Source organism: Aeromonas sp. QDB31 (genome assembly GCF_027707605.1).
In the GTDB taxonomy this organism is placed as follows: domain Bacteria; phylum Pseudomonadota; class Gammaproteobacteria; order Enterobacterales; family Aeromonadaceae; genus Aeromonas; species Aeromonas media.
Window position 1 is genome coordinate 65,578 of record NZ_JAPCIX010000009.1, and the last position, 19,546, is coordinate 85,123.

Sequence of the window (19,546 nt, forward strand, 5' to 3'; positions counted from 1 at the left end):
GCTCGCGTCGGCCCGGGCCCGCTTTCTAGAACAGCTTGCTGCCCCAGCCTAGCTTGTTGCGCAACACGTGGAAGTAGCTGTAATCCAGCGGATGCACCAGGTGCAGCTTGTGCTGGCTCTTCTTGATGAGGATCTCGTCCCCCGGGTGGACCGCCAGGGTTACCTGACCGTCGCAGCTCACCTGCATGGCGTCATCCTGATTGTCCGGCGAGACCAGCAGCCGCACTTCGCTGTCCGCGTCCAGCACGATGGGGCGGCTGCTCAGGGTGTGCGGGAACATGGGCACCAGCGTGATGGCGTTGAGCTTGGGGGTGAGGATGGCCCCCCCCGCCGACAGGGAGTAGGCGGTGGAGCCGGTGGGGGTGGCCACTATGATGCCGTCCGAGCGCTGGCTGTACATGAAGCTGCCATCGATATAGACCTCGAACTCTATCATGTGGGCGATCTTGCCCGGGTGCAGCACCGCCTCGTTCACCGCCAGGTTGCTCGACTTGCGCTCGCCGTGGCGATAGACGGCGGCCTCCAGCAGGAAGCGGTGCTCGCTCTTGAAGTGGCCGGAGAGCACCTGCTCCAGGGGCAGCAGGTAGTCCTGGGGCGAGAGATCGGTCAGGAAGCCGAGGTTGCCCCGGTTCACCCCTATCACCGCCACATCGAAGCGCGACAGCACCCGGGCGGCCCCCAGCATGTTGCCGTCACCGCCGACGACGATGGCGAGATCCGCCTGCTCGCCGAGTTGCACCAGATCCATCACGTTGTCACCCAGGATCCCCAAGGTCTGGGCGACCCGGCTCTCCAGCAGCACCCGAAAACCGCGGGTACTCAGGTATTGATACAGGCCGCTGAGGGTCTGGTTGGCCCCTTCATGATGGGGCTTGCCGATGAGGGCAACGGTTTTGAACGGAGAATCCATAGGTTATCGGGTCTGGGGAAGTCTTGCGGGGAGTATACCGCGCTTTGCCGGGGATTTGTCTGTCTCCATGCCCCTTGGCGCAATCGGCCCCGAAAAGCGGCAAGCTGGCCGGCTGGCGGCAGGCATTGTGCCCGATATGCCCTTTTCCCCTTGAAAGCCGGGGCTGCGTCCCCATAATAGCGCCAACACAGGGTCCGCTGACGCGTGTCGCTTGTCTGAACGTCAGCAGCCCCTCATAAGCAACCCTGAATATTGGAGATGTCATGAGCCACGAAGAACAAAAGGTTGAAGCGATGGAGCAAGTGGAAGTCCAGCCAGTCGAGCCGACCGATGTAGACAGTGAAGTGACAGCCGAGCAGGCCCGCATTGCCGAGCTGGAGGCCCAACTGGAAGCGGCCCAGCAGGCTTCCCTGGAAGAGCGTGAGCGCGCCGTGCGTGCCGTCGCCGAGATGGAAAACCTGCGTCGCCGCGCCGCTCAGGACGTGGAGAAGGCCCACAAGTTCGCGCTGGAGAAGTTCGCCGCAGAGCTGCTGCCGGTGCTGGACAACCTGGAGCGTGCCATCGAGCTGGCCGACAAGGAAAATGAGGCGCTCAAGCCGATGATCGAAGGGGTCGAGCTGACCCTCAAATCCATGCAGAGCTCGGTAGCCAAGTTTGGCCTGCTCCCGCTGGATCCGCTGAACCAGCCGTTCGATCCCAACGCCCATCAGGCGATCAGCATGATCGACAATGCCGAAGTGGCAGCGAACACCGTCATCGCCGTGATGCAGAAGGGCTATGAACTCAACGGTCGGGTGATCCGTCCGGCCATGGTGATGGTCTCCAAGGCCCCGGTCTGAGTCCCGTCGCTGTGCTGAGCCCGCCGCTCGGCGGGCTTTTTATTGGTAGCGGCGCCATCAGGGTATTTTCTGGCGCCATTTGGCAAGCACTCTTGCGCCCAAGGGGCAAGAATGCGCGGTTTTTTAAGGTCAGGGCTTGAAGCGTCGGCTCGAGACCCCATATAGGTGGCAAGGCCACGGCGGCATCTGATTTCAGTGGCATGGAAACTTAGGTGACACGGAAAGAATTTGATGTCGGGTGCTTGAAAGCCACAGTGGCAGGCCCCACCTAGCCGTTAACGTATTTAAGGCGAGCCCCTCGCCAGTTTATTCAAAGTATTTGGAGATTCGTCAAATGGGTAAAATCATCGGTATTGACCTGGGTACTACCAACTCCTGCGTTGCTATTCTGGATGGCGACCATGCTCGCGTGATCGAGAACGCGGAAGGCGACCGTACTACTCCGTCCATCATTGCCTATGCCGATGACGGCGAAATCCTGGTTGGTCAGCCGGCCAAGCGCCAAGCCATCACCAACCCGAAGAACACGCTGTTCGCTATCAAGCGTCTGATTGGCCGTCGTTTCGAAGATGAAGAAGTACAGCGCGATCTGAAGATCATGCCGTACGCCATCGCCAAGGCTGACAACGGTGACGCCTGGGTAGAAGTCAAAGGCAAGAAAATGGCACCGCCGCAGATCTCTGCAGAAGTGCTGAAGAAAATGAAGAAGACCGCCGAGGATTACCTGGGCGAGCCGGTGACCGAAGCTGTCATCACAGTACCGGCCTACTTCAACGACGCCCAGCGTCAGGCCACCAAGGATGCCGGTCGCATCGCCGGTCTGGATGTAAAACGCATCATCAACGAACCGACTGCTGCGGCCTTCGCCTATGGCGTGAACAAGGTCAAGGGCGAGCGCAAGGTTGCCGTCTATGACCTGGGTGGCGGTACCTTCGACATCTCCATCATCGAGATCGACGAAGTGGAAGGTGAAACCACCTTCGAAGTACTGGCGACCAACGGTAACACCCACCTGGGTGGTGAAGACTTCGACAACCGCGTCATCAACTACCTGGTAGACGAGTTCAAGCGCGAGCAGGGCATCGATCTGCGCAACGACCAGCTGGCTCTGCAGCGTCTGAAAGATGCCGCCGAGAAAGCCAAGATCGAGCTCTCTTCCGCCCAGCAGACCGACGTCAACCTGCCGTACATCACTGCAGATGCCACAGGTCCGAAGCACATGAACATCAAGGTGACCCGCGCCAAGCTGGAATCCCTGGTGGAAGACATGGTGAAAGACTCCCTGGAGCCGGTTCGTGTCGCCCTGAAAGACTCCGGTCTGGCGGTTGGCGAGATCGACGACGTCATCCTGGTGGGTGGTCAGACCCGTATGCCGCTGGTTCAGAAAACCGTTGCCGACTTCTTTGGCAAAGAGCCGCGTAAAGACGTCAACCCGGACGAAGCCGTGGCCATGGGTGCTGCCATCCAGGGTGCCGTACTGTCCGGTGACAAGACAGACGTGCTGCTGCTGGACGTGACCCCGCTCTCTCTGGGTATCGAAACCATGGGCAGCGTGATGACTGCGCTGATCGAGAAGAACACCACCATTCCGACCAAGAAGTCCCAGGTGTTCTCCACTGCCGAAGACAACCAGTCTGCCGTGACCATTCACGTGCTGCAGGGTGAGCGCAAGCGCGCCAGCGACAACAAGTCCCTGGGCCAGTTCAACCTGGAAGGCATCCGTCCGGCACCGCGCGGTCTGCCGCAGATCGAAGTGACCTTCGACATCGACGCCAACGGTATCCTGCACGTCTCCGCGAAAGACAAGGAGACCAACAAGGAGCAGAAGATCACCATCCAGGCCTCCTCTGGTCTGTCTGATGACGAGATCGAGCGCATGGTACGCGAAGCCGAAGCCAACGCGGCGGAAGACAAGAAGTTCGAAGAGCTGGTGCAGACCCGCAACCAGGCTGACGGTCTGGTCCACTCGGTCCGCAAGCAGGTCACCGAAGCCGGTGACGCCCTGCCTGCCGACGACAAGACCAAGATTGAAACCGCACTGTCCGAGCTGGAAGCCGTCATCAAGGGTGACGACAAGGCTGCCATCGAAGCCAAGCAACAGGCCCTGATGGAAGCGTCCCAGAAGCTGATGGAGATTGCCCAGCAGCAGGCTCAGGCGCAAGGCGCCGGTGCCGAGGCCGGTCACTCCTCTTCTTCCGCCAAGGCTGACGACGACGTGGTCGACGCCGAGTTCGAAGAAGTGAAAGACGACAAGAAATAAGCCCAACCCAGATGGGCAGAGCAGACTCTGCCCATCGGCTCAGTCAATGATTTCACGGGCGTTGGGTAACCAACGCCCGTCTGCATAACGGCTTAAGTAGAACAGGATGAGTATGTCGAAGCGCGATTTCTACGAAGTGCTCGGGGTATCGAAAGGTGCCGACGAGCGCGAGATCAAGAAGGCGTACAAGCGTCTGGCGATGAAGTATCACCCGGATCGCAATCAGGGTGATGCCGCATCGGAAGAGAAGTTCAAAGAGGTCAAGGAAGCCTACGAGGTCCTGACCGACGAGAACCTGCGTGCCCGCTATGACCAGTACGGTCATGCCGGCGTGGATCAGAGCCAGGGCGGCGGCCACGGCGGTGGTGCCGATTTCGGTGACATCTTCGGCGATGTGTTTGGTGACATCTTCGGCGGTCGTGGGGGTGGTCGTCGCGGCCCGGCCCGTGGCTCCGACCTGCGCTACAACATGGAGCTGACCCTAGAAGAGGCGGTGCGCGGGGTCTCCAAGGAGATCAAGATCCCGACCCAGGTCCATTGCGAGGTCTGCAACGGATCCGGTGCCCACACCGGCAGCCAGGCCCATACCTGCCCGACCTGCCACGGCTCCGGTCAGGTGCAGATGCGCCAGGGCTTCTTCGCGGTGCAGCAGGCTTGCCCCCACTGTCACGGTCGCGGCAAGATCATCAAGGATCCGTGCCGCAAGTGCCATGGGGAAGGGCGCTACCAGAAGACCAAGACCTTGTCGGTGAAGATCCCGGCGGGCGTCGATACCGGCGATCGCATCCGTCTCTCCGGCGAAGGGGAAGCGGGGGAGGCCGGTGCACCGGCCGGGGATCTCTACGTACAGGTCCACGTGAAGGAGCACGAGATCTTCGTGCGTGACGGCAACGATCTCTACTGCGAGGTGCCCATCAGCTTCACCACTGCGGCGCTGGGCGGCGAGATCGAAGTGCCGACCCTGGATGGCCGGGTCAAGCTCAAGGTCACGGCGGAAACCCAGACCGGCAAGCTGTTCCGCCTGCGGGGCAAGGGCGTCAAGTCCGTACGCTCCGGCCAGGTCGGGGATCTGATGTGCAAGGTGGTGATCGAGACTCCGGTCAAGCTGACCGAGACCCAGAAAGATCTGCTGCGCCAGCTGGACGAGTCCTTCAGCGGTGCCGCCGCCAAGACTCACAAGCCGAAATCCGAAGGCTTCTTCGAAGGGGTGAAACGCTTCTTCGACGACCTGACCAAGTAAGTGCGACCCGCGTGACCCAAGCCGGCCTTCAGTGCCGGCTTTCTTTTTGCCTGCAATTTGCCCCGGATCCGCCCTATTGAGTGGATCCCGATGAGGGATCCTCCTCACAACTCCCGTCGGTTTTCCCTGTGCAAACGTTACGCTGATCACAAGTGGCTGAAACGGTTTAGCTGGCATATTGAGTTGGCTAAAGCGGTTTAGCTATTCTCTGCTCGTTCATAACAACAGCGCCCGGACGGGCGGCAGATGACAGGTGAGGAAGATGACGATGTTCAAGAGTAAGTTGGCGCTGGCGGTGGCGCTGGGATTGGGGATGAGCAGCCCGCTGTGGGCGGCCGAGGGCGGTATCGAGGCGCGTATGGCTGCGCTGGAGGCGCGAGTGCAGGCGGCAGAGTCCCGCGCTGCCGCCGCCGAAGCGCGGGCAGATGAGGCCCAGAGCAAGGCGAGCGAGGCCCGGGAGACAGCAGTGGTGGCCAAGGCCCAGAGCGAGAAGGTGGACAAGCAGACCGCCGGTGCCCAGGGCTTCGAGTTTCACGGCTACGCCCGCTCCGGCCTGCTGGTCAACAGCAACGGCAACGGCGGGCGCGGCGGTCCCTACGTGACGCCAGCCGGCTCTGTGGGCGGGGCCGTGGGTCGCCTTGGCAACGAGGATGACACCTACATGGAGGCCAACCTGCTGAAGACCCAGACCTTCGACGATGGCAGCTGGGCCCGCTACAAGCTGATGCTGGCGGACGGGGTGGAGACCAGCAACGACTGGACCGCCAGCGATTCGAGCCTCAATACCCGCCAGGTGTTTGCCGAGATCGGCGACCTGGCGAGCTTCAGCGGCCCCTTCCAGCACTCGGTGCTCTGGGCGGGCAAGCGCTTCGATCGGGACAACTTCGACATCCACTGGCTCGACTCGGATGTGGTCTTCCTGGCCGGGACCGGCGGCGGTGTCTACGACGTGCAGCTGGCCGACAGCTGGAAGGCGAACTTCTCCCTCTACGGGCGTGACTACGGCGACATCAGCGCCAGCGGCCTCTCGGACATAGAGAGCTACATCCTCACCATGAACAACCGCTTCGGCAACTGGCAGTGGATGCTGAACGGCCTCTCCGCCAAGGACAACGAGGCGCGCATCAACGACGGTGGCGTTGGCAGCGAGGCGGCGAACAAGGGGGCGCACACCCTGGTGGCCTACCACGCCGACAGCTTCTTTGGCATCAACCCCGGCTTCTCCAAGGCGGCGGTGCTCTACGGTCATGGCCTGGGGGCCGAGCTCAAGGGGCTGGGCTCCGACAGCGAGTTGCTGGCGGACGCCGATGCGGTGCGCCTGGCTGTGTTCGGTGCAACCGATCTTGCTCCGCGCTGGCGTGTCGCCCCGGCCCTGCTGGCGGAGCAGAGCCAGGATCGCTACGTGAAGGGGGACGAGTATCAGTGGCTGACCCTCAACACCCGGGTGGCCCAGGTGCTGAGCCAGAACGTGGAGCTAGTCTACGAGGCCGCCTGGCAGTACATGGACCTGGATCCCAAGGGCTACAAGGGACGTCAGGCGGTGAGCGGCAACTTCACCAAGCTCACCTTCGCGCCCACCTTCAAGGCGCAGACCGCCGGTTTCTTCGAGCGGCCCGAGTTGCGGGTATTCGCCACCTGGATGGACTGGTCCTCCGAGCTCGACAGCTACGCCAGCACAGATGCCATGGGCCAGAGCGATTTCACCGCCGGTGGCGAGTGGAACTTTGGCGTGCAGATGGAAACCTGGTTCTAGTTCGTTATCCCGATCACAAAAATGGCAGCAGGTGCCGGGATCTGTTGGTTAGCTAAAACGGTTTAGCTGATAATGCCGACCAAGAGAACAGAGCCCGGCTCTGGCAAATCCTGTGCAGCAGTGGAGTAGCAAGGTGACGAATCGTGTGTGGGTAATGGGGGATGCGGTGGTGGATCTTATCCCGGAAGGGGAGGTGCACTACCTCAAGTGTCCGGGTGGTGCGCCCGCCAATGTGGCGGTCGGGGTGGCACGGCTTGGTGGCGATGCGGCCTTTATCGGCCGGGTCGGCGCCGATCCGTTTGGCCGCTTTATGGCCGAGACCCTGGTGGCGGAGGGCGTCGATATCCGTCATCTGACCCAGGATCCGGCCCATCGCACCAGCACAGTGCTGGTTGCGCTCGATGACGAGGGTGAACGCAGCTTCACCTTCATGGTGCGCCCCAGCGCCGATCAGTTCCTGAGCCCCGCCGATCTGCCGGTCTTCCAGGCCGGGCAGTGGCTGCTGACCTGCTCCATCGCCCTGGCTAACGAGCCGGTGCGCGGCAGCTGCCGGCAGGCCATGGCGACCATACGGGCGGTCGGGGGGCGGGTCTGCTTCGACCCCAACCTGAGGCCCGAAGTGTGGGGCAACTCCGCCGAGATGCTGCCCGTGGTGCGGGAGGCCATCGCCCTGGCGGATGTGGTCAAGCTCTCGGTGGAGGAGCTGCAACTGCTGAGCGGTCTGGACGATCTGGCTGGGGGCTTGGCCACCATACAAGGGCCCGCCCTGGTGCTGGTGACCCGGGGGGCGGCCGGTGTGGTGGCCCGTTTGGGTGGCGAGTTGCTGGAGTGGGTAGGGCCCAAGGTGACCCCGCTCGACACCACGGGGGCAGGGGATGCCTTTGTCGCCGGTCTCCTGGCGGCGCTGGCCGGGCGTTCGTCACTACCGACGCTGGTCGAGCTGCCCGCCATCCTGGCTCAGGCCCACGGCTGCGGGGCGCTCGCCACCACCGCCAAGGGGGCCATGACGGCGCTGCCCACCCGCACCCAGCTGGATGAATTTTTGCTATTGGGCGCGATCGAGCGCAAGCGGCCGTTGATCTGCGGCTAGAACCACAGCTCAACAGCCCTTAATCTCATATGACAAGGGCCCGCCAACTGGCGGGTCATAAGAGGAATAATATGAATATCAGTGCGATAGCCAAGGATCTGGTGCCCCTGCTCGGGGGCAGTGAGAACATCGTCAGTGCCGCCCACTGCGCCACCCGGCTGCGGCTGGTGCTGGCGGACGACAGCAAGGTGAACAAGGCCGCCATCGACAAGCTGGACGGGGTCAAGGGGTGCTTCAGCAACGCGGGTCAAATCCAGGTGATCTTCGGCACTGGCCTGGTCAACAAGGTCTATGCGGAGTTTGTGGCGTTGACCGGTACAGGCACCGCCAGCAAGGCGGAGTTGACCGACATGGCGACGGCCAAGCTCAACCTGGCCCAGCGCCTGGCGCGGACCCTCTCCAACATCTTCGTCCCCATCATTCCAGCCATCGTCGCCTCGGGTCTGCTGATGGGGCTGCTCGGCATGGTGCGCACCTACGGCTGGGTCAATGCCGACAGCGCGCTGTTCGTCATGCTCGACATGTTCAGCTCGGCGGCCTTCATCATTTTGCCGATCCTGATCGGCTTTACCGCGGCGCGGGAGTTTGGCGGCAACCCCTACCTCGGGGCAACGCTGGGCGGCATTCTGACCCACCCGGCCCTGACCAACGCCTGGGGCGTGGCGGGCGGCTTCAAGACCATGGACTTCTTCGGGCTGGATGTGGCCATGATCGGCTATCAGGGCACCGTCTTCCCGGTGCTGCTGGCGGTCTGGTTCATGTCGCACCTGGAGAAACAGCTGCGCAAGCGCATTCCGGACGCCCTGGATCTGATCCTCACCCCGTTCTTGACCGTCATCATCACCGGTTTCGTGGCGCTGCTCTTTATCGGCCCGGCGGGTCGGGTGCTGGGGGATGGCATCTCGTTTGGTCTGAGCGCCCTCTATGAGCAGGCAGGCTGGCTGGCGGGGCTGGTGTTTGGCGGAACTTATTCGCTGATTGTCATCACCGGCATCCATCACAGCTTCCACGCTATCGAGGCGGGGCTGCTCACCAATCCGGCCATAGGCGTCAACTTCCTGCTGCCTATCTGGGCCATGGCCAACGTGGCCCAGGGCGGGGCCTGCCTGGCTGTCTACTTCAAGACCCGCGACGTGAAGATCAAGGCCATTACCGTGCCAGCGGCTATGTCCTGCCTGCTCGGCATTACGGAGGCGGCGATCTTCGGCGTCAACCTGCGCTACATCAAGCCCTTCCTCGCCGGCCTGTTCGGCGGGGCCTGCGGCGGTGCCTACGTGGTGGCCGCCAAGGTGGGCATGACGGCGGTGGGTCTGACTGGCATCCCCGGCATGGCCATCGTCCAGCCCATGAGCCTCATCCACTACGTCATCGGGCTGGTGATCGCCTTTGGCGCCGCCTTCGCCGCCTCCTACCTGCTCAAGTACAAGGTGGAGTGATGAAGGAAAGCCATTTTCTCAACCAGGTTGTCCGGTCACTGCTGGCCGGACAGCTCAAGGCGGCGGCCGATCCCCATCGGCCCCGCTGGCACCTGGCAGCCCCAGTGGGGCTGCTCAACGATCCCAACGGCTTTATCGAGCACGACGGGCGTTATCACCTCTTCTACCAGTGGAATCCGCTTGGTTGCGAGCATCGCAACAAGGGCTGGGGCCACGTCAGCTCCACCGATCTGCTGCATTGGCAGCACGAGCCGGTGGCGCTGTTGCCCACCGAAGCCTATGAGAGCCACGGCTGCTATTCCGGCTCGGCGGTCAGCGACGAGCAGGGGCGCCTGACCCTCATCTACACCGGCAACGTCAAATACCCGGATGGCAGCCGCACCGCCTATCAGTGTCTGGCCCGCGCCGACGGTGAGGGCGGTTTTGCCAAACTGGGGTCTGTGCTGGATTTGCCGCAAGGCTACAGCGGCCATGTGCGAGACCCCAAAGTGTGGCACGACGGCCAGCAGTGGCTGATGGTGCTGGGTGCGCGCACCCTGGACGACAAGGGCGAGGTGCTGCTCTATCGCGGCGATGCGCTGGATGCCTGGACGCTGGTGGGCCCCATCGCCGGCAGCGGGCGCGGCGGCCTCGGTGAGTTTGGTTATATGTGGGAGTGCCCGGATCTGTTTGCGCTTGGTGAGTGCCATGTGCTGATCAGCTGCCCGCAGGGGATTGCCCCTATGGGCGAGGATTATCGCAACCTCTACCAGTGCGGCTGGCTGGCGGGCAGCTTCGATGGCACGCACTTCGCCCACGGGGCTTTCCACGAGCTGGACAGGGGCTTCGAGTTCTATGCGCCGCAAACCACCCAAGACAGTCAGGGGCGTCGCCTCTTGTTCGGCTGGCTGGGGCTGCCGGAGGAGAACGAGATGAGCCAGCCCACCATCCCCTATGGCTGGATCCACCAGATGAGCTGCCCGCGGGAGCTGTTCTGGCAGGATGAGTGGCTCTGCCAGCGGCCGGTGGCGGAGCTTGAGGCGCTCAAGGGAGAGCAGACCCGCTTCGAGGGGACGCTCGGCGAATTTCCGGGCCTTGCCATCGACTCGGCCTGGCTCGATCTGGATCTGTGCGGGGAGGGTAGCCTCTGGTTTGGCGCCGTGGCCGAACTGGTGTGGCAGCCGGGGCGTATCAATTTGCGGCGCCAGAACTGGCAGAGCGGGGAGTGGGAGACCCGCAGCAGCCCATGGGCTGGCGGGCGGATCACCGTGTTGTGCGATCGCTCCAGTCTGGAGTGTTTCATCGATGACGGTCGCCAGAGCCTGTCTGCGCGCTACTTCCCCGGAGAAAAGCCGCAACTTTCATCGGGTAACGGCGATGATGGCTGCAAAATTTGCCTTGATCACTGGCCGCTGTCGGCGTGCCTAGTACAATAGCCCGGTTCTAGTCAGCCGGGAGGCCAGGTGGAGAAGAAGAAACGGATCACTATTGCCCAGATAGCGGAACTGGCGGGGGTCTCCAAGGCGACCGCCAGTCTGGTGCTCAACGGCAAGAGTGCGGAGTACCGGATTGCCGACGATACCCGCAAGCGGATCCAGGCGGTGGCGGACGAGTGCCACTACCAGCCGAGCTTTCATGCCCGCTCCCTGCGGGAGACCCGCAGCTACACCTGGGGGCTGGTGATCCCCGATCTCACCAACTTCGGGTTTGCCAGCATAGCGCGCGCCCTCGAGGCCCACTGCCGGGAGGCGGGGATCCAGCTGCTCATTGCCTGCTCCGAGGATGACCCCACCCTGGAGCAGCGGGTGGTGGACAACCTCATCAGCCGCCAGGTGGATGGGCTGATTGTCGCCTCCAGCGGTCACAGCGACGACATCTACGCCCGCATTCACGACCGCCTGCCGGTGGTACAGCTCGACCGTCACATCGGCGAGTCGCGCCTGCCCATGGTGATCTCGGATGCCTGCAAGGCCACCGCCGAACTGGTGCGGGACATGGCGAGCGAGTGCGGCGCCGAGATCTACTACTTCGGCGGCTTGCTGGATCTCTCCCCCAGCCGTCACCGGCTGGCGGGGTATGAGCTCGGGCTGCACCGCACCGGGCTGGAGGCAGACCCGGCCCGGGTGCGCCATAGAGACTATCAGCCGAGCTCAGGTTATCAGCTGATGGCCGAGCTGGTGGCCGAGCTCGGTGCACCGCCCCGCGGGCTCTTCACCGCCTCCTTCACCCTGCTGGAAGGGGTGCTGCGCTACCTCAATGAGGCGGGCCTGATGGAGACGGGGATGCGGCTCTGTACCTTCGACGATCACGACCTGCTTGACTGCATTCCCATGCGCATCGACTCGGTGGCGCAGGATTGTCCGGCGCTGGCCCGCGCTGCCTTCGAACTGATGCAGCAGCTGATTGCGGGTAACCCTCCTGCGCAGACCGCCCAGGTGATCACCCCCCGGGTGCGCTGGCGTAGTCGCCGCTAGTCACGCCGCTTCGCCCATCCCATATGAAAAAGCCCCGCCAATCCTGGCGGGGCTTTTTGTTGGCCGACATGGCGGGGCTGCACCCTTCAATCCGTGGTGCTGGCGCGCCAGAAGATCTGCTTGATGCGGGGATGCTCTCCCAGCGTCTTCATCAAGGCGTCCAGCTCATCGCCGTCGATGGAGGTGGCGAGCAGCACCGCCGAGATCTCGATGTCCTGGTCCCCGAACGGCTCGATATCCAGCTCGCTCAGGGGGTAGTTGGCCTGCTCCAGCTTCTGCTCCAGCCAGGGCAGCACCTCCTTCTGATGAGTGCGGCGGATGAGCGCCGTGACGCGGTAAGTCACCTCAGTGTCGGTATTGTCCACCGGATGACGGTTGATCTGATTGACCAGAGGACGCAGCAGGGTGTTGGCGGCCAGCACGAACAGGGCGCCGAGCACCGCCTCCATGGCGAATCCGGCGCCGCTGGCCGCCCCGACCGCCGCCACGCCCCACAGGGTGGCGGCGGTGTTGATGCCGCGGATGTTGCCCGATTCGCGCATGATGACGCCGGCACCGAGAAAGCCGATGCCGGAGACGATGTAGGCCACCACGTGCACCACCCCGTAGCTGCCGCCGTACAGGTCATAGATGCGTTGGGCCAGGTTGACGAACAGGGCCGCCCCCACGGCGACCAGCACGTTGGTGCGAAGGCCGGCGGTACGCTGTCGGTACTGACGCTCCAGTCCGACCAGGCTGCCCAGCACGAAGGCGAGCAACAGGCTGGCCAGGGTGTCGAGCAGGGCGAGAAAATCGAGTTGTTGCCACATTCTCATGAGGTACTCCTTCTGATCAGTGATGGCCTCGCGCAATCCATGATGGCACGCCAGGTGAGATGGCGGATGAATCGCAAGGATGTGCGTGCGACAGGCCTGCATGAAAAATGCACGCTGGGACGCGGTTCTGGCTCCGGGCACGCAAGGGGGGAAGGGAGCCTGCCTGGCCAGCCCCCGATAGTGCCGATGACCCGGATTACTGCGTGGGCAAGGTGAGCGCCGTCAGGTGCGCTCGGGATCGCCGCCGCGGCGCGGACGCAGTTCCCAGCGTACCGGATGGTCTGCCCCGACCTGATGGACAAATTGCACCAGATAGCGGCGCTGGGGCGGGGTGCACTGGAGGTTGAGCACCAGCTCACGTCCGCCGCTGCGACCCGGTTTCATCGATTGCATGGGGTGCAGCCCGGCCGGTTGCAGGGTGTGGCTCACCATCTCCAGCACCTGCTCCAGATCGGCGCGATCCTCGCAGCGGATCTGCAGCCGGTAGTGGTGCTGGCGCGGTTTGCCGCCCAGCCAGCGCGGCAGCATGCCAAGGCCGAGCTTGCTCAGCAGGGGATGAGCCCGGGTAGCAACGGAACCTGTTGCGACCGCGCGATCCGCAGCCGGTTTGATTGAGATAAAACGCATAGCAGCCTCCTTGTGGGAAGCAGAAACTATGCAGGCAAGGCGCCCGTGGCGGTTGGCCAGGGTCACCCGACGTCAAGTGTAAAAAGAGAAGAGGGGAGTGGATTTCCGCTTCTCGCAGGGTTGCGAGTTGCGGCAGAGGGACTCTGCGGCTAGCTCGCGACCGAGGTGCCGACGATGAGGGTCGGCGTGCATCTGTCACTTGATGAGTTGCCCACCGATGGTCTCCGCTAGTGATAAAGAGGCGACATGGTAGCCGATGTGGCAACAGGGGTAAACCTTGGGGCTCTGACAGCAACATATTGAAACAAAATGGGGTTTTACCACGAGGGAGCCATAGCTCCCTCGTTTTCATCGTCCGGTTTGGGCTATTTCATGCCCATGCGCTTCAGGATCATGGCGGCGGGGCAGAAGCCGGTGAACGCACTCTGTATCAGGTTGACCCCGACAAAGACGCTCAGCCAGACGAAGCCCGGGTGGACCCAGGCAGTGAGCAGCAGCGACAGCAGCAAGATGCAGCCTGCGACCACTCTGACTCCGTTATCGACTGTCATGTGTCTCTCCTCTTTTTTTGGTTATTTAGTGGTTGCTAATTTAGTGTTGATTTATACAATAGACTAAATATCAGCAATTGCTAATTTATGCTTATGAGCCCATTCGACGAGATGCACAGACACGCGACGGCGGCCGCCTCCCTGCTCAAGGCGTTGGCCCATCCTGAGCGCCTGATGGTGCTCTGCCAGCTGGTGGAGGGGGAGAAGGGGGTCGGGGAGCTGTTGGCCCACAGCCAGCTCGGGCAATCGGCCTTCTCCCAGCAACTGTCGGTATTGAAGCGCCATGGCCTTATCCGTTCGCGCAAGGTCTCACAGCAGATCTACTACTCGCTGGTGAGCGAGGCGGCCGCCGATGTGCTGGCGGCGCTGCAAACCCATTTTTGTCACTCAGAAAATAAGGAATCTTGATGATGGAAAGCCAATGGCTGCTCTCTTTGGGCGGCGGCATGCTGGCGGGGCTGTCGGCCCTGATCCTGATGTTGTTCAACGGCCGGGTCGCCGGGATCAGCGGCATTCTGGCCGGTGCGCTGCAACACCGGGCGCCCTGGCGGGTACTGTTTCTGCTGGGGCTCGGGGCGGGCGCCTGGCTGGCGTTGACCCTGGGCTGGGCCAGCATGCCTGCATTCACCACGCTGCCCGGCTGGCCCGTTGTGCTGCTGGCCGGTCTGCTGGTCGGTATCGGTACCCGTCTTGGCAATGGCTGCACCAGCGGTCACGGTATTTGCGGCATTGGGCGGCTCTCCCTGCGCTCCATTGTCGCCACCCTGATCTTTATGGCGGCAGGCTTCATCACCGTCTTCGTCACTCATCATCTGCTGTAAGGAGCTGATCGCCATGAAGTTGCTGACAAGTTTGTTTGCGGGCCTGCTGTTCGGGCTGGGGATGGCCATCTCCGGCATGGTGGATCCCGCCCGGGTCACCGGTTTTCTCGATCTGGCCGGGGCCTGGGATCCCAGCCTCGCCTTCGTGATGGGAGGCGCCCTGCTGGTCTTTATGCCGGGTTATTTTCTGCTGGTGAAACCCCGCCGCCAGAGTCTGCTGGGAGAGCCCATCGTCGCCGTCCCCACCCCCAGGCTGGATCGCCGCCTGATCGGCGGGGCCGCGCTGTTTGGCATCGGCTGGGGGCTGGTGGGCATCTGCCCGGGGCCAGCCTTGAGTCTCATTTCCAGCGGGCAGCCCATGATAATGTTGTTTATAGCGGCCATGGTGGCCGGGATCTTGCTGGTCGACCGGGTGCTGGTTCACGCATGGAACAAGGCTCGCCAGCCCCGTACCGCCTGATCCCGTGAAGTGACTGATGATGCCAGGGAAGGAGAGTGATGATGGAAAAGATCCGGTTGCTGGGGATCACCTTGCTGGTGATGACATCGCAGGCCATGACATCCCCCCAGGCCCTGGCCGCAGACGTGGAGCCTATTGCCCCACTGACAGAGTCCTTGCTGACAGAGCCCTTGCTGACAGTGGCGCCACAGCCGGTGACCGACTGGCTCACGCTGGATGGCACCGTCAGCGCCATCCATCAGGGGACGGTGGCGGCCCAGACCAGCGGCCGGGTCTCCCGCATGCTGGTGGATGTGAACGACGAGGTACAGGCGGGGCAACCGCTGCTCGAGATCAGCGGCAAGGAGCAGTTTGCCGCCGTCACGGGGGCCGAGGCGCGGCTGGCCCGGGCGCAGGCCCAGCAGGTGGAGGCAGAGCGCCAGCTCGCCCGCTTTCAGGCGCTGATCGCCAAGGGGGTGATCACCCGCGCCCAGCTCGACAATGCCGAGGCCTCCGATCGCGCCGCCCGCGCCGAGGTCAATGCGGCCGATGCGGCCCTCACCCAGGCCCGCGAGGCTTACGGTTATACCCGCATTCTGGCCCCCTACGCTGGTGTGGTGACCAAGCGGCTGGTGGAGTTGGGGGAGACGGTGGCCCCCGGTACGCCGCTGCTGTCGGGCTTCTCCCTTGACGAATTGCGAGTGGAGGTGGAATTGCCCCAATCCGCGCTCGCCCTCGCCGGTCAACCTTCGGATGTGCAGGTGCTGTTGCCCGATGGCAAGACCGTTACCCCCGCCAAACTGACCCGCTTCAACTATGCCGACAGCCAGAACCACGCCTTCAGGTTGCGCCTCGACTTGCCGCCGCACACCGCCGGAGTATTGCCCGGCATGTGGCTCAAGGTGCAGCTCAAACAGGGTGAACGTCAGGTGTTGCAGGTGCCGGTACGTGCCCTGCTGCGGCAAGGGGAGTTCAACGGCGTCTATCTGCAGCAGCCCGCTGGCTGGGCCTTGACGCCGGTGCGGGTCGGCCATTGCGTCGAGGGACAGTGCGAGATCCTGGCCGGGCTGCAAGCCGGTGACAAGCTGGCCCCCGATGCCTGGGCACAGCAGCAGGAGGTGGCCCATGAGTAACGAGCTGAACGGCAACAGGGAGAGGCTGGGGCCCGCGGGTCGGCTGGCTGCGCTGTTTCAGGGCTCGGCCATCACTCCGCTGCTGGCGCTGGTGGGGCTCTTGCTCGGCCTGTTTGCGGTGCTGGTGACCCCCAAGGAGGAGGAGCCGCAGATCGATGTCACCTTCGCCGATGTCTATATCCCCTTCCCGGGGGCCACCCCGGCTGAAGTGGCCTCTCTCGTCACCACCCCTGCCGAGCAGGTGGTCTCCCAGATAAAGGGGATCGATACCCTCTACTCCTTCTCCCAACCCGATGGGGCCCTGCTGGTGGTGGTGTTCAAGGTGGGGGTGAGCCGCGAGCAGGCCATCGTCGATCTCAACAGCCAACTCGACTCCCACCGCGACTGGTTGCCACAGGGGATCGGGGTCGGCCAGCCGCTGGTAAAACCCCGGGGGATCGATGATGTCCCCATCGTCAGTCTCACCTTATGGAGCAAAGAGTGGAGCAAAGAGGGGAGCAAGCAGCTGGGTGCCCCCGAGCTGACTCGGGTCGCCCATGAGCTGGAGACCGAACTCAAGCGGATTCCCGGCACCCGAGATATCTACACGCTGGGCAGCCAGAGCGCCGTGTTGCGGGTGATGCCGGATCCGGCGGCCCTCAGCGCCCACGGCATCAGCTGGGGCGAGCTGAGTCAGCGACTGGCGGCCGCCAATCAGGTGGGCACAACACAGGCTATCGAGCAAGACAACAGTGAGATCAAGGTGCAGGTGGGGCAGTTCCTGCAAAGCGAGCAGGAGGCTAGAGAACTGGTAGTTGGGCTGCACGACGGCAAGCCGGTCTATCTGGGGGAGGTTGCCAAGGTCTCCCTAGGTCAGGAGACCCCGACCAAGCGCAGCTGGATGGGGCAGGGGCAGGCCAGTTATCCGGCGGTGACCCTGACCATCGGCAAACAGCCTGGCCAGAACGCGGTCGAGGTGGCCAAGCGGGTGGAGGAGCGGGTCGAGAGTTTGCAGAACCGGCTTATCCCTGCCGGGGTCGAGGTGACGGTGACCCGTGACTATGGCGTCACCGCCGAGACCAAATCCAACACCCTAATCGGCAAGCTGATCTTTGCCACCACGGCGGTGGTGCTGCTGGTGCTGGTGAGCATGGGTTGGCGCGAGGCGCTGGTGGTGGGCGTTGCCATCGTCATCACCCTGGCGCTGACCCTGTTTGCCAGCTGGGCCTGGGGCTTTACTCTCAACCGGGTGTCGCTGTTTGCGCTGATCTTCTCCATCGGCATTCTGGTGGATGACGCCATCGTGGTGGTGGAGAACATCCACCGCCATCGCGGTCTGGGCAAGGGGGCGCTCAAGGATCTTATTCCGGGGGCGGTGGACGAGGTGGGCGGGCCGACCATACTGGCGACCCTGACCGTCATCGCGGCACTGCTGCCGATGGCCTTTGTCAGCGGCCTGATGGGCCCCTACATGAGCCCCATCCCCATCAATGCCAGCATGGGGATGCTTATCTCCCTGCTGGTGGCCTTTATCTTCTCCCCCTGGCTGGCGAGCCATTTGCTCAAGGGGGAGGTACACGGTGCCCACGGCGAGGCCAAGGTCGGTCTCTTTCACCGGCTGATGACCCCTTTCCTGATCGGTGACGGCGCCCAGCGTGCCAGACGCAAGCTCTGGCTGGTGGTGTTGCTGCTGGTCGGGGCGGCTACCGCCATGCCAGTGGTGCAGTGGGTGGTGCTCAAGATGCTTCCCTTTGACAACAAGTCGGAATTCCAGCTGGTGCTCGACATGCCGGAGGGGGCGACCCTGGAGCAGACCGAGCGCACCCTGCTGGCGGTCGGGCGGGAGCTTGCCAAGGTGGAGGAGGTGAAGGATTACCAGATCTACGCCGGCAGCGCGGCCCCCATCAACTTCAACGGGCTGGTGCGCCACTACTTTATCCGCAGCGGCGCCAACGTGGGGGATATTCAGGTCAATCTGGTGGACAAGCATGAGCGGGATCGTAGCAGTCACCAGATTGCCCAGTCGATCCGGGCACCGCTGCAGGCTATCGCCAGCACGGTGGGGGGCAACCTGAAAGTCGTGGAAGTGCCACCCGGCCCGCCGGTCTGGTCACCCATAGTCGCCGAGGTCTATGGCCCGACTCAAGCCGCCCGCGAAGCGGCGGCGCGCGCGGTACAGGCCCGTTTTGTGGCGACGCCGGATCTGGTGGATGTGGATATCTATCTGACCGACCCGCAACCCAAGTGGCGGCTGGTGGTGGATCGCAGCAAGGCGGCCCTGCTCGGGGTCGATCTCGGCGACCTGGTGAGCACCCTCAATGGCGGCGTGGGCTATCAGGATACCAGTTGGCTGCAGGGGCACGGCGCCAAGTATCCGGTGCCGATCCGCATCGAGCTCGCTCCCGGCGACAAGCGGGATCTGGCGGGCGTACTGGCCCTCAAGGTGCGCAGCCAGAGCGGCCAGCTCATCCGGGTATCCGAGCTGGTGAGTCGCCGCGATGAGGTGGCTCCCAGCTATATCATGCACAAGAACATGCAGCCCATGGTGATGGTGGTGGCCGACATGGGCGGCCATGCCGACAGCCCGCTCTACGGCATGTTTGCCGCCGGTGCCGACATCTCGCTGCCCCAGTATTACGTGCAGCAACCCGACAAGCTGGGGGAAGTGGCGTTGTTGTGGGACGGGGAGTGGAAAATCACCTACGAGACCTTCCGCGACATGGGTATCGCCTACGGGGTGGGGATGATCCTCATCTACCTGCTGGTGGTGGCCCAGTTCCGCTCCTATCTGGTGCCGCTCATCATCATGGCTCCCATTCCGCTCACCCTCATCGGGGTGATGCCGGGTCACGCCCTGCTGGGGGCCCAGTTCACCGCCACCTCGATGATCGGGATGATCGCCCTGGCCGGGATCATCGTACGCAACAGCATCCTGCTGGTGGACTTTATCGAACAGCAGCGCAGCGCCGGAGTGGAGTTCGAGCAGGCGGTGATTGCGGCGGCCCAGGTGCGGGCCAAACCCATCATGCTGACGGCGCTGGCGGCGATGATCGGGGCCCTGTTCATCCTCGATGATCCCATCTTCAACGGACTGGCCATCAGCCTGATTTTCGGGATCCTGGTCTCCACTCTGCTCACCTTGGTGGTGATACCCTTGCTCTATTATGCCCTGCTCTCCCGACGCTGATGACGGGAGTGAA

The 19,546-nt window shown here is 63.2% G+C and carries 17 protein-coding genes; 13 read left to right on the top strand and 4 right to left on the bottom strand.

From position 1 onward, the window contains the following. Positions 1–25: 25 nt before the first annotated feature. Complete coding sequence (gene nadK / locus PG898_RS11370) at positions 26–910, bottom strand: NAD(+) kinase (protein ID WP_005332581.1); 885 nt, start codon at positions 908–910, stop codon at positions 26–28. 263 nt (positions 911–1,173) lie between these two features. On the opposite strand from nadK, the gene grpE reads away from it, so the two are divergent. The 8 genes from grpE (at position 1,174) to PG898_RS11410 (ending at position 11,981) form a co-directional block, all read left to right on the top strand. Next, positions 1,174–1,749 (top strand): nucleotide exchange factor GrpE, encoded by a 576-nt coding sequence (grpE, locus tag PG898_RS11375; protein ID WP_270824200.1) that lies wholly within the window; start codon positions 1,174–1,176, stop codon positions 1,747–1,749. A gap of 334 nt (positions 1,750–2,083) precedes the next feature. Further along, positions 2,084–4,009 carry a molecular chaperone DnaK gene (gene dnaK / locus PG898_RS11380; protein WP_042649831.1) on the top strand — a complete coding sequence of 642 codons (1,926 nt, stop codon included), beginning with the start codon at positions 2,084–2,086 and terminating at the stop codon, positions 4,007–4,009. Between the two features lie 112 nt (positions 4,010–4,121). Then, positions 4,122–5,249 carry a molecular chaperone DnaJ gene (gene dnaJ / locus PG898_RS11385; RefSeq protein WP_042649830.1) on the top strand — a complete coding sequence of 376 codons (1,128 nt, stop codon included), beginning with the start codon at positions 4,122–4,124 and terminating at the stop codon, positions 5,247–5,249. A 262-nt stretch (positions 5,250–5,511) separates the two neighbouring features. Beyond that, entirely contained in the window at positions 5,512–7,002 is a 1,491-nt protein-coding gene (locus tag PG898_RS11390) for a carbohydrate porin (protein WP_270824199.1), read from the top strand. A gap of 112 nt (positions 7,003–7,114) precedes the next feature. Next, on the top strand, positions 7,115–8,092 hold the full coding sequence (locus tag PG898_RS11395; RefSeq protein WP_081805653.1) for an aminoimidazole riboside kinase: 978 nt from the start codon (positions 7,115–7,117) through the stop codon (positions 8,090–8,092). 71 nt (positions 8,093–8,163) lie between these two features. After that, complete coding sequence (locus PG898_RS11400; protein ID WP_270824198.1) at positions 8,164–9,528, top strand: sucrose-specific PTS transporter subunit IIBC; 1,365 nt, start codon at positions 8,164–8,166, stop codon at positions 9,526–9,528. Beyond that, entirely contained in the window at positions 9,528–10,943 is a 1,416-nt protein-coding gene (locus PG898_RS11405) for a glycoside hydrolase family 32 protein (protein ID WP_270824197.1), read from the top strand. The genes PG898_RS11400 and PG898_RS11405 overlap by 1 nt, the downstream gene beginning before the upstream one ends. 27 nt (positions 10,944–10,970) lie before the next feature. Further along, positions 10,971–11,981, top strand: coding sequence for a substrate-binding domain-containing protein (locus PG898_RS11410; protein ID WP_270824196.1), 1,011 nt, complete (start codon positions 10,971–10,973; stop codon positions 11,979–11,981). 86 nt (positions 11,982–12,067) lie between these two features. Here the strand turns inward: PG898_RS11410 and PG898_RS11415 are convergent, their stop codons facing one another. From PG898_RS11415 to PG898_RS11425, 3 genes are all read right to left on the bottom strand, one after another. Beyond that, positions 12,068–12,796, bottom strand: coding sequence for an MgtC/SapB family protein (locus tag PG898_RS11415; protein ID WP_042649827.1), 729 nt, complete (start codon positions 12,794–12,796; stop codon positions 12,068–12,070). A gap of 222 nt (positions 12,797–13,018) precedes the next feature. After that, the gene (locus PG898_RS11420) at positions 13,019–13,423 is read right to left on the bottom strand and encodes a hypothetical protein (RefSeq protein WP_043132503.1); all 405 of its coding nucleotides are present in this window, start codon (positions 13,421–13,423) and stop codon (positions 13,019–13,021) included. 365 nt (positions 13,424–13,788) lie between these two features. Then, positions 13,789–13,974 (bottom strand): YgaP family membrane protein, encoded by a 186-nt coding sequence (locus PG898_RS11425; RefSeq protein WP_043132505.1) that lies wholly within the window; start codon positions 13,972–13,974, stop codon positions 13,789–13,791. 93 nt (positions 13,975–14,067) lie between these two features. Here PG898_RS11425 and PG898_RS11430 point away from each other — a divergent pair, with 93 nt between their 5' ends. From PG898_RS11430 to PG898_RS11450, 5 genes are read left to right on the top strand one after another with little or no spacing between them, the layout of a single operon-like run. Then, positions 14,068–14,382 carry an ArsR/SmtB family transcription factor gene (locus PG898_RS11430; protein WP_043132507.1) on the top strand — a complete coding sequence of 105 codons (315 nt, stop codon included), beginning with the start codon at positions 14,068–14,070 and terminating at the stop codon, positions 14,380–14,382. Further along, entirely contained in the window at positions 14,382–14,795 is a 414-nt protein-coding gene (locus PG898_RS11435; RefSeq protein WP_043132509.1) for a YeeE/YedE family protein, read from the top strand. The genes PG898_RS11430 and PG898_RS11435 overlap by 1 nt, the downstream gene beginning before the upstream one ends. A gap of 13 nt (positions 14,796–14,808) precedes the next feature. After that, positions 14,809–15,255, top strand: a complete 447-nt coding sequence (locus PG898_RS11440; protein ID WP_043132510.1) for a YeeE/YedE family protein — start codon at positions 14,809–14,811, stop codon at positions 15,253–15,255. Positions 15,256–15,296: 41 nt separating this feature from the next. Beyond that, entirely contained in the window at positions 15,297–16,367 is a 1,071-nt protein-coding gene (locus PG898_RS11445; protein ID WP_270824219.1) for an efflux RND transporter periplasmic adaptor subunit, read from the top strand. Further along, positions 16,360–19,533, top strand: a complete 3,174-nt coding sequence (locus tag PG898_RS11450; protein ID WP_226172105.1) for an efflux RND transporter permease subunit — start codon at positions 16,360–16,362, stop codon at positions 19,531–19,533. Before PG898_RS11445 ends, PG898_RS11450 begins: the two co-directional genes overlap by 8 nt. The last annotated feature ends 13 nt before the right edge of the window (positions 19,534–19,546 follow it).